The 13,960-nt window shown below is 39.8% G+C and carries 9 protein-coding genes; all 9 read left to right on the forward strand.

Annotated features, from left to right (window positions below):
• The first annotated feature begins 93 nt into the window (after positions 1–93).
• The 9 genes from pcrA (at position 94) to HNQ80_RS00135 (ending at position 13,959) form a co-directional block, all read left to right on the forward strand.
• Positions 94–2,283: a DNA helicase PcrA gene (gene pcrA, locus HNQ80_RS00095; RefSeq protein WP_184306930.1), complete on the forward strand. Its 2,190-nt coding sequence runs from the start codon at positions 94–96 to the stop codon at positions 2,281–2,283.
• Positions 2,284–2,458: 175 nt separating this feature from the next.
• On the forward strand, positions 2,459–4,447 hold the full coding sequence (ligA, locus tag HNQ80_RS00100) for an NAD-dependent DNA ligase LigA (protein ID WP_184306932.1): 1,989 nt from the start codon (positions 2,459–2,461) through the stop codon (positions 4,445–4,447).
• Between the two features lie 659 nt (positions 4,448–5,106).
• Positions 5,107–6,027, forward strand: a complete 921-nt coding sequence (locus HNQ80_RS00105; protein ID WP_184306935.1) for an ABC transporter permease — start codon at positions 5,107–5,109, stop codon at positions 6,025–6,027.
• A gap of 14 nt (positions 6,028–6,041) precedes the next feature.
• Positions 6,042–6,971 (forward strand): ABC transporter permease, encoded by a 930-nt coding sequence (locus HNQ80_RS00110; RefSeq protein ID WP_184306937.1) that lies wholly within the window; start codon positions 6,042–6,044, stop codon positions 6,969–6,971.
• 17 nt (positions 6,972–6,988) lie between these two features.
• Positions 6,989–8,011, forward strand: coding sequence for an ABC transporter ATP-binding protein (locus HNQ80_RS00115; RefSeq protein ID WP_184306939.1), 1,023 nt, complete (start codon positions 6,989–6,991; stop codon positions 8,009–8,011).
• Positions 8,011–8,994: an ABC transporter ATP-binding protein gene (locus HNQ80_RS00120; protein WP_184306941.1), complete on the forward strand. Its 984-nt coding sequence runs from the start codon at positions 8,011–8,013 to the stop codon at positions 8,992–8,994. Before HNQ80_RS00115 ends, HNQ80_RS00120 begins: the two co-directional genes overlap by 1 nt.
• A gap of 383 nt (positions 8,995–9,377) precedes the next feature.
• Entirely contained in the window at positions 9,378–11,012 is a 1,635-nt protein-coding gene (locus HNQ80_RS00125; protein ID WP_330602694.1) for a peptide ABC transporter substrate-binding protein, read from the forward strand.
• Positions 11,013–11,233: 221 nt separating this feature from the next.
• The gene (locus HNQ80_RS00130; protein WP_184306943.1) at positions 11,234–12,616 is read left to right on the forward strand and encodes a hypothetical protein; all 1,383 of its coding nucleotides are present in this window, start codon (positions 11,234–11,236) and stop codon (positions 12,614–12,616) included.
• A gap of 755 nt (positions 12,617–13,371) precedes the next feature.
• On the forward strand, positions 13,372–13,959 hold the full coding sequence (locus HNQ80_RS00135) for a hypothetical protein (protein ID WP_184306945.1): 588 nt from the start codon (positions 13,372–13,374) through the stop codon (positions 13,957–13,959).
• Position 13,960: the final 1 nt, after the last annotated feature.

A 13,960-nucleotide genomic window follows, 5' to 3' on the forward strand; every position in this document is an offset into this window, starting at 1 on the left:
GAAATTTTTATAATATGGATATAGGAAAAACAAAGGAACAAATCTGTGGTTGTTATATAATTAACATTCATAGAATTTGAAAGGAGTAATCAAATGGATTTATCATCTTTAAATACAATGCAGCGGATGGCTGCAGAAAAAACCGAAGGACCCCTCTTGATTCTAGCGGGAGCAGGATCGGGTAAGACCAGGGTATTGACTCACCGTATTGCTCATCTGATAGAGAACTTAGGCGTGTATCCTGGAAATATTCTGGCAATAACTTTTACCAATAAAGCGGCCAAGGAAATGAAAGATAGAGTGGAGACCCTTCTTGGAAGAGCTACGGACATATGGGTGAGTACTTTTCATTCAGCCTGTGTAAAAATATTGAGAAGGGATATTGACAAGATTGGATACACAAGGGATTTCACCATCTATGATGCATCGGATCAGCAGACCTTGATCAAAGATTGTTTAAAAGAATTAAATATCAATGAAGACACATTTTCTGTATCCATGGTACAGGGAAAAATTGGAGATGCCAAGGATCGTTTGATGACACCTAAGCGGTTCTTACAGGAATACATAGGGGATTTTCAAATGGCAACGGTGGGGCAGATCTATGAATTATATCAGAAGAAATTGAAAAAGAATAATGCATTAGATTTTGATGATCTCATCTTCAAGACCGTGGAAGTTTTTGTGAATAACCCAGATATACTGAGTTACTATCAAAACAAGTTCAAGTACATTATGGTGGATGAATATCAGGATACCAACCAAGCTCAGTATAAGCTAGTGAACCTGTTGGCAAAGAAGCATCAAAATCTCTGTGTTGTGGGGGATGATGATCAATCGATTTACAGTTGGAGAGGAGCAGATATCCGTAATATACTGAATTTTGAGGACGATTTTCCCGATGCCATGGTCATCAAGCTGGAGCAGAATTATCGTTCTACTCAAAAAATTCTAGATGCAGCCAACTGTGTCATTCGCAACAATATGGGCAGAAAAAATAAGGTGTTGTGGACAGATAATAAAACAGGAAACATCATTGACTACTACCGTGCTATGAACGAGCATGACGAAGCTCAGTTTGTAGCAAGTCAGATTCGATCCATGATCGAAGAGGATGGAAGAAACTATTCGGAATTTGCAATTCTGTATAGAACCAATGCTCAATCCCGTGTGATAGAGGAAATGTTATTAAGAGCCAATATTCCCTACAGAATTTTTGGCGGATTAAAGTTCTATGGCAGAAAAGAAGTCAAGGATATCATTGCTTATTTACGACTTATTCAAAACCCCGTAGATGACGTCAGTGTCAAGCGGGTCATCAATGTGCCAAAACGGGGAATCGGTGATCGTACCATCGAGAAGATTGAAGAATATGCGGGTAGAACAGGGGAAAGTTTGTTCAGTGCCCTGTTGGAGCCTGGTACGATCAAGGACTTTTCCAAAAGGGTACAAGCTGGGATTGAAAATTTTTCTGATATCATCCAAAAATACTATGATCGAAAGCATGAGATGGCTGTGACGGAGCTGATCACTGGTGTTTTGGAGGATTCGGGCTATATCGAAGAACTCCAAAAAGAAAACAGCTTAGAAGCAAGATCGCGAATCGAAAACCTCCAGGAATTTGTGTCTGTAGCTATGGATTTTGAAAAAAACAGTGAGGTCAAAACCTTGGAAGAATTTTTAGGTAACATTTCTCTGGTATCAGATATCGACAATATGTCCGATGATGAAAATACAGTGGTATTGATGACCCTCCACAGTGCCAAAGGGTTAGAGTTTCCAGTTGTATTCCTTGTGGGGATGGAGGAAGGAATTTTCCCAATTTCCAGGGCTGTTAACGATGACAGGGAGTTGGAGGAGGAAAGAAGACTCTGTTATGTGGGGATAACCAGGGCTGAAGAACGTCTGTTCATCAGCCATGCCATGATTAGAACACTCTATGGCCGAACCAATTATAATGCAATGTCCCGATTTGTTCAAGAAATTGCCGACGACCTAATCGCCATGGATCGAAAAGAGATCCAACGGAAAGAGCGGGAAGCTTTGGCGCCAGGACCTGGCATTTACCGAGGTGTAAGTCTAGGTGATAAACCAAAGCCTGTAAATCCGGAAAATAGTGGAGAAATCAAACCAGGCAGTAAAGTAAAACATGATAAGTTTGGCATCGGAACGGTGATTACTGTGAAGGGAAGCGGAGAAAAAGCAGAATTAACCATTGCTTTCGACAGTGCGGGGATTAAGAAACTGGCATTGGGCTATGCACCGATACAGCTTATTGGTTAGAGGTTAGAGGTTAGAGGTTAGAGGTTAGAGGTTAGAGGTTAGAGGTTAGAGGTTGTAGGGGCGAACAGTGTTCGCCCGTGAAGCATGATTATGATTGGAAGGGAAAAAAGAGACAGGGGAAAGGCTGAAAACCGCTGTCACCTGTCACCGAGTAGCTATAAAAGGAGGTATACCAGTGGATCAAAAAGAAGCATTAGCCAAAATAAATAATCTGAGGGAACAAATCAATCATCATAATTATCGTTACTATGTATTAGATACTCCGGAAATCAGTGATTATGCATATGATCAGCTTATGAAGGAACTTATTGATCTAGAAACTCTTTTTCCGGAATTGATGACATCTGATTCTCCAAGTCAGCGGGTGGGAGGTGTGCCTCTTTCGGCTTTTCAGCAGGTAACCCATACGATACCTATGTTGAGTCTTGACAATTCTTATGATCCAGGGGATTTACGGGAGTTCGACAAAAGAATTCGTAAGGCCATAGGAGAAAGGGTTGAATATGTTGTCGAACTAAAAATAGATGGACTATCTGTCGCATTAAGATATGAGGATGGGAGATTTGTGCAGGGGGCTACCCGCGGCGATGGCTATGTGGGAGAGGATATTACCCTGAATTTACGTACCATAAAATCCATTCCTCTTAAGCTAAAGGAAGAGGAAGATTTGGAGGTTCGTGGCGAAGTTTATATTTCCCGGGAAAAATTTGCAGAATTAAATCAGAAACAAGAGGAAAAAGGGGAGGCTCTATTTGCCAATCCTAGAAATGCTGCAGCTGGATCTCTGAGGCAACTGGATTCAAAGGTTACGGCTCAGAGACCTTTAGATATTTTTGTTTTCAATATACAAACTATGGAGCATAAGGTGTTTCAGACCCATTCGGAAGGATTGGAATATTTGAAATCTCAGGGTTTCAAAACATCTATGTATGAGATTTGTCAGGATATAGACGAGGTTATTGAACAATGTGAGAAGTGGGCTCGACAAAGAAATGAATTGCCTTTTGATATTGATGGTTTGGTGATTAAAGTGAACGATCTTCAATTGAGGGAGCAGCTAGGGAGCAAATCTAAAAGTCCAAGATGGGCCATCGCCTATAAATTTCCCGCTGAACAGCAGAAAACCTTTGTTCAAGATATCGTCGTTCAAGTGGGGCGAACAGGAGCTCTAACGCCTACAGCGGTTTTAGATCCTGTAAGAGTGGCTGGGTCGGTGATCAGTAGGGCTACCCTCCATAATGAAGATTATATTCGTCAAAAGGACATACGCATTGGTGATCGAGTTTGGATCCAAAAAGCCGGTGATGTGATCCCTGAGGTAGTGAGCGTTATTTTTGATGAGCGAACGGGGCATGAGCAGGAATTTGTTATGCCAAAGGCTTGTCCTACCTGTGGGCATCAGACGACGCGGCTTGAAGGAGAGGCTGTAACCAGATGTATGAATGCGGCTTGTCCTGACCAGCTAAGAAGAGGAATTATCCATTTTGTTTCAAGGAATGCCATGAATATTGAAGGTTTGGGGGAATCCATTGTAGCATTGCTATTGGATAATAAGCTAATTCAAGATGTGGCTGATTTGTACTATTTGAAGAAAGAGGATTTGATTCCCTTGGAGCGTATGGGAGAAAAGTCTGCTCAAAATTTGATGGACGCCATTGAAAAATCAAAAGGTAATGATTTGGAACGGGTGATTTTTGGTCTAGGAATTAAGCTGGTTGGAGAAAGGGCCGCGGGATTATTGGCAGATGCCTTTGGGTCCATGGATAGACTGATCCATGCAAGCTATGAGGAGATTACGGCAATACCGGAGATCGGTGATAAAATGGCTGAAAGTTTGGTGGCTTTCTTAAAGGAAGAGAGCAATTTGTATATCATTGGAAAACTTAAGGCTGCCGGTGTGAATATGGAGAACCAAACCATCAATGATGAGCAAGTAGAGAAAAAATTTGAAGGGCAAACCTTCGTGCTAACAGGTACCCTAGAGAAATATACAAGAAATGAGGCAAAAGAGATCATAGAGAGACTAGGTGGTAGAGTTTCGGGTAGTGTGAGTAAAAAGACCAGCTATGTATTGGCTGGAACAGAGGCTGGTTCTAAGCTAGACAAGGCAGTAGAGCTGGGTGTGAAAGTAATCGATGAGAATGAATTTGAAAAGATGCTCTAGGGGTGTAAGAATATAGGTGTAATTGGATTAACTGTGAAAAGGCATACGAAGTATGCCTTTTTTATACTTGCAAAAGTATCAAAATTTAAAAAAAGCTTGTCCAAAGTAATTGAAAAGTAAGATAAAGGTATGAGAATAAAAAAAAACTTGCAAAGGACATTGACGTGAAAGACTTTACAAAGACATAACAGAAACATAGAATAGTATTTATTGTAATCCTTGGAAATGCTATGCGGGACAAAAATGTTACAAATATTTAAACTTACTATTACGGTAAATCAGTTGAATAGTTAGAAAAATTCAGCTATTATAAATCTAAGAACTCCACAAGAAAAATCAAAATTAATATTCGGAAAAATGCAAGACAGTTTGCAATTGATGCAGTTTGTTGTAATAAAAAAAGCAAAGGGGTATCGTAGAAAAATTCCCCGATTCAGTCTGAAACGTGCATTTTTATTGTTTAAGGGAAATAAAAGCAAATGATTGACTTCGAATGAACGCAGTCAATCTTATTCTTTTGATTTTAAAAAAGATGAATGTTTTTTATTTTTTTTTAATTTTCATACAATATAGGCAGAAAGATAGAATGGAGGTGCGGTTTACCGAATTATCAGCTTTAGATGCAATTATCGTTTAATTTATGAAGGGAGTTGAGTTGTGTGGGCAGATTTCTTTTTAATAGGGTAGTATCTATGTTCGTTACCTTATGGTTAGTAGTTACATTAACTTTTTTCCTGATGCATGCAGTTCCAGGTGGTCCTTTTACGAGGGAGAAAGCATTGCCGCCGGCTGTTATTAAAGCGTTAGAGGCAAAATACAATTTAGACCAGCCGCTATGGAAGCAATACACAGATTATTTAGGTGGGGTTATAAAGGGCGATTTAGGGCCTTCCTTCCAAAAGGTTGGTGTAAAAGTAACAGATATGATCAAAGCTGGATTCCCTGTTTCTGGGAAAATGGGTGGTATATCTGTATTATTTATTCTGGCTTTAGGGGTACCGTTAGGGATTATATCCGCATTGAAAAATGGAAAATGGCAGGATCAAGTGATACGGGTTCTAGCAACCTTAGGCATTACGATTCCGGGATTTGTTTTGGCGACAATTCTTATCTTTGTCTTTAGTGCCAAAATGAATGTACTGCCATCCTTTGGATTAAAATCATGGAAGCATTATATCATGCCTGTGATTGCTTTAAGTGGTTATTCCTTAGCTTTCGTGGCACGGATGACGAGATCCAGTATGTTGGAGGTCCTTCAGCAGGATTATATTCGTACAGCTCGGGCAAAAGGACTTTCAGAATTTGTTGTTATAGGAAAGCATGCACTTAAAAACGCGATTATCCCTGTTGTTACTTATGTGGGACCATTGGTAGCTAGTATTTTAACAGGATCCTTCGTTGTAGAAAGAATTTTTGCCATCCCTGGTATGGGAAAATACTTTGTTGAAAGCGTGGGTAATCGTGATTATACTGTGTTGATGGGAATGACAGTGTTTTATGCATTATTCCTTGTTATTATGGTGCTTGTAGTAGACTTATTATATGGTTTAATTGATCCAAGAATCAAAGTTGGAGAATAGAAGGAGGTTATGAAATGGCTGAAGTAAACAAAGCTGTAATAGCAGATATGTGGCAACCAGTTTCCAGCGAGGAGCGAAACAGTGAAAAAATTGTAAGGCCAAGCATGACCTACTGGCAGGATGCTTGGAGAAGATTAAAGAAGGATAAATTGGCCATGCTGGGTCTTATTACAATTATACTTATATTTGCTATAGCAATTGTAGGCCCATGGGTGTCCGATATCACCTATTCAGATCAGGATTTAACAAGAGCCAATGAGGCGCCTAGCGGGGAGCATTGGTTTGGAACAGATAACTTTGGTAGAGATATGTATATAAGGGTTTTATATGGTGCGAGAATTTCTTTATTGGTTGCAGTAGTTGCAACGGTTGTTAACTTTTTTATTGGTGTGCTTTACGGCGGAATTTCAGGCTATGCCGGCGGAAAAGTGGATAATATTTTGATGCGTCTTGTAGATATTATTTTTACAATACCCGTTACATTATATGCCATTATTTTGATGGTTGTTATCGGTTCTGGTTTAAAAAGTATCATCATTACCCTGGGTACCATTTACTGGGTTACCATGGCTCGGGTTGTAAGAGGTCAGGTACTCAGCTTAAAGGAACAGGAATATGTGCTGGCAGCAAGAACATTAGGTGCAAGCACATGGAGAATATTGGTTAGACACTTAATCCCAAATGCTATGGGACCTATCATTGTAACAGCAACCATGATGATTCCTGGCGCAATCTTTACAGAGTCCTTCTTAAGTTTCATTGGTTTAGGGGTTTCCGCACCGATGGCTTCCTGGGGTTCTCTAGCATCCGATGCTTTGGGCGGATTAAGATCCTATCCTTACCAATTGTTCTCACCTGCAATCGCGATTTGTATCACGATGCTGGCATTTAACTTCCTAGGCGATGGTTTGAGAGATGCTCTTGACCCACGTATGCGTAAGTAGAAGAGGGGTGACGATACATGAAAAATGAGAAGATGTTAGAAGTGAAAGGACTTAGAACTTCCTTCTTTACCCATGTTGGGGAAGTAAAGGCCATAAGAGGGGTTAGTTTTAGTTTAGATAAAGGCGAAGCGATAGGTATCGTAGGTGAATCTGGCAGTGGAAAGAGTGTTACCTCCCTGTCTGTTATGGGATTACTACAATACCCAGGAAAAGTAATTGATGGAGAAATTCTTTTTAAAGGACAGGATTTAACAAAAAAATCAGATAAAGAAATGCAGTCCATTCGAGGAAATGAAGTTGCTATGATTTTCCAAGATCCAATGACATCTTTGAATCCCGTATATACCATTGGGGATCAAATCATGGAAGCGATTCGTAGACACCAAGGTTTGAACAAAGAGGAAGCTAGAAAAAAAGCCATTGAGATGTTAAAACTAGTAGGCATACCTTCACCAGAGAAACGGGTAGATAACTATCCCCATGAGTTCAGCGGCGGTATGAGACAAAGAGCGATGATCGCCATGGCTCTTTCCTGTGAACCAAGCTTATTGATTGCCGATGAGCCGACAACGGCATTGGATGTTACAATTCAGGCGCAAATTCTAGAACTGATGAAGGATTTAAAAGAAAAAATTAATACATCGATTATATTGATTACCCATGACCTTGGGGTTGTGGCCGATGTGTGCAGCAGAATTGTTGTAATGTACGGTGGTTTGATTATGGAGGAAGGGACAACAGAAGAGATTTTCTATAATCCAAAGCATCCATATACATGGGGGCTATTAAAGTCTATTCCAAGATTAGACCTGGGTGGAAAAAAGAGGCTGGTACCAATCGAAGGATCACCACCAGATCTATTGAAGCCGCCAAAAGGATGTCCATTTGCAGCTAGATGTCCCTATGCCATGAAAATTTGTATGGAGCAGCTGCCAGAGTTCTATCAAGTGGGTGAAAACCATAGAACATTGTGTTGGTTACAGGATGAAAATGCTCCTCAAGTGGAAGTTGAAACGGGTGTGCAAAGGGGGAGAATATAATGAGCAAAAAAAATAATGAAATCTTGTTAGAAGTAAAAAATCTTAAGAAATATTTCCCCGTTCGAAAAGGATTTTTTGGAGGGCAAACCCAGTATGTTCAGGCTGTAGATGATGTGAGCTTTTTCATAAGAAAAGGCGAAACACTAGGACTTGTTGGAGAGTCCGGCTGTGGTAAATCCACTACTGGTAGAACCATTATAAGACTTTATAACCCGACGGCGGGTGAAGTGATTTTTGGTGGGGCGGAAATTGGTCACATGAAGGAAAATGATCTTCATCCTTTCAGGAAGAAAATGCAAATGATCTTCCAAGACCCCTATGCATCGTTAAACAGTCGTATGACGGTAGGCGATATCATAGGAGAGGCTTTAGACATTCATAATTTGGCTACAGGGAAAGAGAGATTAGAAATTATCCATGAATTACTTCATAAGGTTGGATTAAATCCAGACCATGCGGTGAGATATCCTCATGAATTTAGTGGTGGACAAAGACAAAGAATCGGCATCGCCAGATCTTTGGCAGTGAGACCAGAGTTTATCATCTGCGATGAACCGATTTCAGCTCTTGACGTTTCCATTCAAGCTCAGGTGGTAAATATGCTGGAGGATTTACAATCTGAACTAGGTTTAACCTATTTGTTCATTGCCCATGACTTATCCATGGTAAGACATATCTCTGATCGTGTAGGGGTTATGTATTTGGGTAAATTGGTAGAGCTTGCAGACAGTGAGGAATTGTATAAAAATCCAGTTCATCCATATACCCAGGCGCTGTTATCATCTATACCAATTCCAGACCCTGATGTGTCTAAAGCAAACCAAAGAATCTTATTAGAGGGCGATGTACCAAGCCCACTGAATCCACCATCAGGCTGTAGATTTAGAACAAGATGTAAGTACGCCATGCCAAAATGTGCTGAGGCTATGCCTGAAATGAAGGATGTAGGCGGTGGGCATATGGCTGCTTGTCATCTGCTTTAAAAAGGAATAATGACTGGGGTGATATTCTACCCATCACCCCATTTCAAATTTTTTATAAAGAGAAGGATTAAACGAATAAACGGCGAATATAATTTTCTTAAGAAAAGCACGAAAAAAATTATATATAAAAAAAAATTCTGGCAGGGATTCAGCTTTCTTTGTCGAATACTATTTAAGATATTGCTGTATATTTTTTTGAAATAATAATTCAGATTATTCAGCATGATTACAGGATGGTAACAAAAAGTTGTACATTTTTTTAAAAGTTTTAAATAAATATGTATTAATACCGAAGGAGGTGATCTGGAGGTAGGAGACCAAGATTTCATTGTATCAATGAAATAGATGATGAAAAACATTAAAAAAACTGGGAGGGGATTTTTTTGTTCAAGAAAAGCTTAGCATTAGTACTAATGTTGGCGCTTGTTATCACAGCTGGTCTTGTTGGTTGTGGTCCTAAAGCTCCAGCAGCACCAACAGAAGAAGCAAAAGAACCAATCGTATTAAACTTCAACCTAGGTGCAGATCCTAAGACAATTGATCCACAGTTAAACAGTGCTCATGATGGCGGTAACGTAATCAACCAAACTTTCGAAGGTTTGATGAGAGAGGTTGGGGGCAAGATAGTAGAAGCTGCTGCTGAAAAAGTGGATGTTTCTGAAGATGGATTAGTGTATACTTTCCACCTAAGAGATGCAAAATGGTCTGATGGCCAGCCAGTAAAAGCTCAAGATTTCGAATATGCTTGGAAGAGAGCTTTAGATCCAGCTACTGCTTCTGAGTATGCTTTCCAATTATACTACATCAAAGGCGGTCAGGCTGCTTTTGAGGGAACTGGTAAATTAGAAGATGTAGGCGTTAAGGTAATTGATGATAAGACTTTAGAAGTAACATTAGAAGCACCTACAGCTTACTTCTTAGAGTTAACTTCATTCTATACTTATATGCCAGTTAGAAAAGACATGGTTGAAAAGGATCCAGAAGGATGGGCGAAAAACCCAGAAACAGCAGTTAGTAATGGACCTTTCAAATTATCAGAGTATGCTATGGGAGACAAGATCGTTCTTGTTAAGAACCCAGAGTACTGGAATGCTGCAAATGTGAAGCTTGATCAGATCAACATGGCGATGATCGTGGAAGAATCAACAATGTTAACAGCTTATGAGTCTGGCGAAATGGATATCATTGATAATATGCCAACACAAGAGATTCCAAGACTTCAAGCTGAAGATCCTACATTCTACAACTTCCCACAAATTGGAACTTATTACTATATCTTTAATAATGCGAAGGCACCTACTGATAACAAATTAGTAAGAAAAGCTCTTACTTTAGCAGTAGATAGAAAAGCGCTTGTTGAAAAGGTAACGAAGGGCGGACAGCTTCCTGCTACAGGATTTACTCCTCCAGCATTGAAAGATGCTGATGGCAATGAGTTCCAAAAGGTTGCTGGAGATTATGGTATTGATCCAAATGCAGCGAATGTAGAAGAAGCGAAGAAGTTATTAGCTGAAGCTGGATACCCAGATGGTAAAGGCTTCCCAGAAATCGAAGTAATCTACAATACAAACGAAGGTAATAAGGCGATTGCTGAAGCAGTTCAGGAAATGTGGAAGCAAAATCTTGGTATCAACGTGAAGCTTACAAACCAAGAGTGGGCTGTATTCCAAGATACAAGACATAATGGAAACTTCAGTGTAGCAAGAGCTGGTTGGTTAGGAGACTATGCTGACCCAATGACAATGCTTGACCTTTGGACTTCATACTCTGGTAACAACGATTCTCAATGGAAGAGCAAGGAGTATGACAAGTTAATCGAAAGTTCCAAGTTAGCTACTGGCAAGGAAAGATTCGATCTATTATACCAAGCTCAAAACATGATGATGGAAGAAATGATCGTTTGTCCACTTTACTACTACACAGATCAAATGATGATCCAAGACTATGTTAAAGGTTGGGAAAGAACTCTACTTGGACATATGTACTTTGGTAACGTAACAGCTGTTGAAAAAAAATAATATAAAAAAGATGGTATCCTCGGATGCCATCTTTTTTATATTATAAGAAAGTACACTTTCTTATAATATAAAAAAGATGGGGTGCAGGGGAAGTATTCCCATGCCGTAGTCGGAGGGAAACTAGGTTCCCCTAGCGAAGCACACACAGTGTGCATTTTTTATCACCATAACTTTCTATGTTGAATAGGATAATTATAAGTCATAATAAAGGAGGTTATGGTATGGTTGAATTAACATTACTCCATTGGATATATGTAGTTATGGTGTTGGTCATCCTTGGCGTGATGATCATGCGAAAGGATACGATCATTCCATGTATTCTTGGTGTGTTTCTCCTTGGTTTAGCTGGAACCAAAACAATACTAGGCGGAACCAAAGCGGTATTTGATTCATTTATTGTAGCAGGCACGGAGTTGTTAGGTATTATTGTTGTCATTTCCTGTATTGTTGCCATGTCAAAACTGCTGGAGGAAATTGGTGCCAATCGGTTGATGGTAACGCCTTTCAAGAAGTTTATCAAGGGACCGGATATTGCATTTTGGTTTATCGGAATCGTGATGCTTCTGGTTTCCTGGTTCTTCTGGCCTTCCCCAGCAACAGCATTGGTGGGAGCTGTGCTGCTGCCCGTGGCGTTAAGGGTAGGTTTGCCTGCCATTGGAGTTGCGATGGCAATCAATCTATTCGGTCATGGATTGGCATTATCTACGGATTTTGTGATTCAAGGGGCACCTACGATTACTGCTACTGCAGCGGGTGTTCCTGTAGAAGCAGTGATGGTGAAAGGGATTCCATTGTTCTTCGTCATGGGTATTGTCACCATCATTACCGCCTATATCATGCTGAGGCGAGATATGAAGAACGGAAAGCTTGAAAAGCCAATGATGGATGAAACAGTTGTAGAAGAGGTGCAGGAAACAAGGGGAATTGCAAAATTTGCGGCGTTTTTGGTGCCGATAGCATTTCTGTTGGATATTGTCGCAATGGTTATGTTTCAGCTTCGTGGTGGAGATGCAACCTCCCTTATTGGGGGAACCGCTGTATTGATCATGATCATAATCTGCGTAGTGGAATATAAGCAGAATGCATTAGATAAGATTACTCAATACATTCGAGATGGCTTTATGTTTGGTATGGAAATATTTGGACCCATTATTCCTATTGCGGCTTTCTTCTATATGGGAGAAGTTTCACCCCTTCAAGCGGTGCTAGGTGAAGGTGCATTGCCAGCGGGTTCTCAAGGGATTCTATCTGACATGGGTAGTGCTTTGGCTTCTGTTGTTCCTATGAATCGTCCTGTGGCAGCATCCATCGAGATGGTTGTAGGCGCCATTACAGGATTAGATGGTTCAGGATTCTCTGGCATGTCCTTGGCAGGTTCTTTGGCGAAAGTATTTGGTACGGCTATCCATGGAAGTATTCCTGTTTTAGCAGCCTTAGGACAAATCGGGGCTATTTGGGTAGGCGGCGGTACTATTGTACCATGGGGCTTGATTCCAGCTGCTGCCATTTGTAGGGTGCTGCCTATGGATTTGGCAAGAAGAAATTTCATACCCGTAGTTATAGGATTGGTGGTAACTACAATTGTGGCTATGTTCTTGATTTAATCTCTTTGATAGGTTGAAGAATTAGTATTTTAAGGGAACCTCAAACAGAGGTTCCCTTGATTACATTATGAATAAATATTACGATATAACCGTAGAGGCGTGCATTGCACGTCTGCTTTTTTTATCATTGCCCATTACAGACGCCCAATGGGCGCCTCTACATTTCCTTCAGAACGATTGGGTCCTTCCTACGAAGTGTCATCATTTCTTGATCTGTTGTAGGGTTGGACGACCCTGTCCAACCGTTGTTGCTATGGCATATTATTCTACGAAATAACAATACAAAATCTAAGCAAAGCGAATATAAGTATTTTATTTGCGATGAACCCTCCGTAGTATTCCTATTCTGAGTTTTGAGTAGATTCCACAGTTGTATTATGCTGTCCATAACTATGAGGCCGATAGTAAATACACTCCGGATGTGGAGATGAAGATGCAGATATGATATGAGTCAGTGCACATTTACCGTCTTCTTGAAAAAAACAATTGAGAGCACAATTAATATTCATCATCTGATCGCCTCCCTATATGTAGTATTTGTACTTTCAATGAATTCATGATATGTAAAAAATGTATAAAGAGATGAAGGCGTTTTTATATAGAATACTATGCTTCATTTTGTACATCATATAAGGAATGATTAAGGACGTATAGAAAGAGGATGACTTTCATAATCTAAGATGGAAAATACAAGCTGTCTTCAACTTTCAATTTACAACCTTTAATTTTCAATAGGGATTAAGGATGGTGATCCTATGATTTTTCCAGAATATGAGGAAACTGGTGTTGTATATCACATCGTTAGCTTGAATGATTTGAAAAATGTATTAAGACATGGCATTCAATATGATGACAAGGTGACCTATCGAACAAAGTATTATGAGTTTCATAAACTCATTGATGATCACAAAACTGAAAATATTCCTTCATGGGTTATTCGAAGAAAAGCGATTTTTGCAAGCCTCAATTATCCAGAAGATCATAAATTCCACGCTCATACTGCCATACTAGCCCTTAAAATCGAGCCTGAAAAATGTTGGATTGCCAATGAAAACTGTGCCAATGAAATCTATGAGCCCTTTATACTTCAGGAGATAGATGGTTTTTGCCAATGCAGAAATTATTTAGAAACTGAGGGCAGAAATTTGTTGATAAAATACTGGGATACTTCCTTAAGCTTTCTTGAAAATCAAGGATATCGTTATGATCGAAAGAAAGGCTATGATGCAGAAGTTTTAATTCAGCATGTCATTCATCCGAAGGATATAGAGATTAAATACATTTTATCGGATCATCAGATGTTGACAGTGGAAGAATGGAGAAAAAAATTTTGCAAATGTTAAA

It is taken from the genome of Anaerosolibacter carboniphilus, assembly GCF_014205875.1.
In the GTDB taxonomy this organism is placed as follows: domain Bacteria; phylum Bacillota; class Clostridia; order Peptostreptococcales; family Thermotaleaceae; genus Anaerosolibacter; species Anaerosolibacter carboniphilus.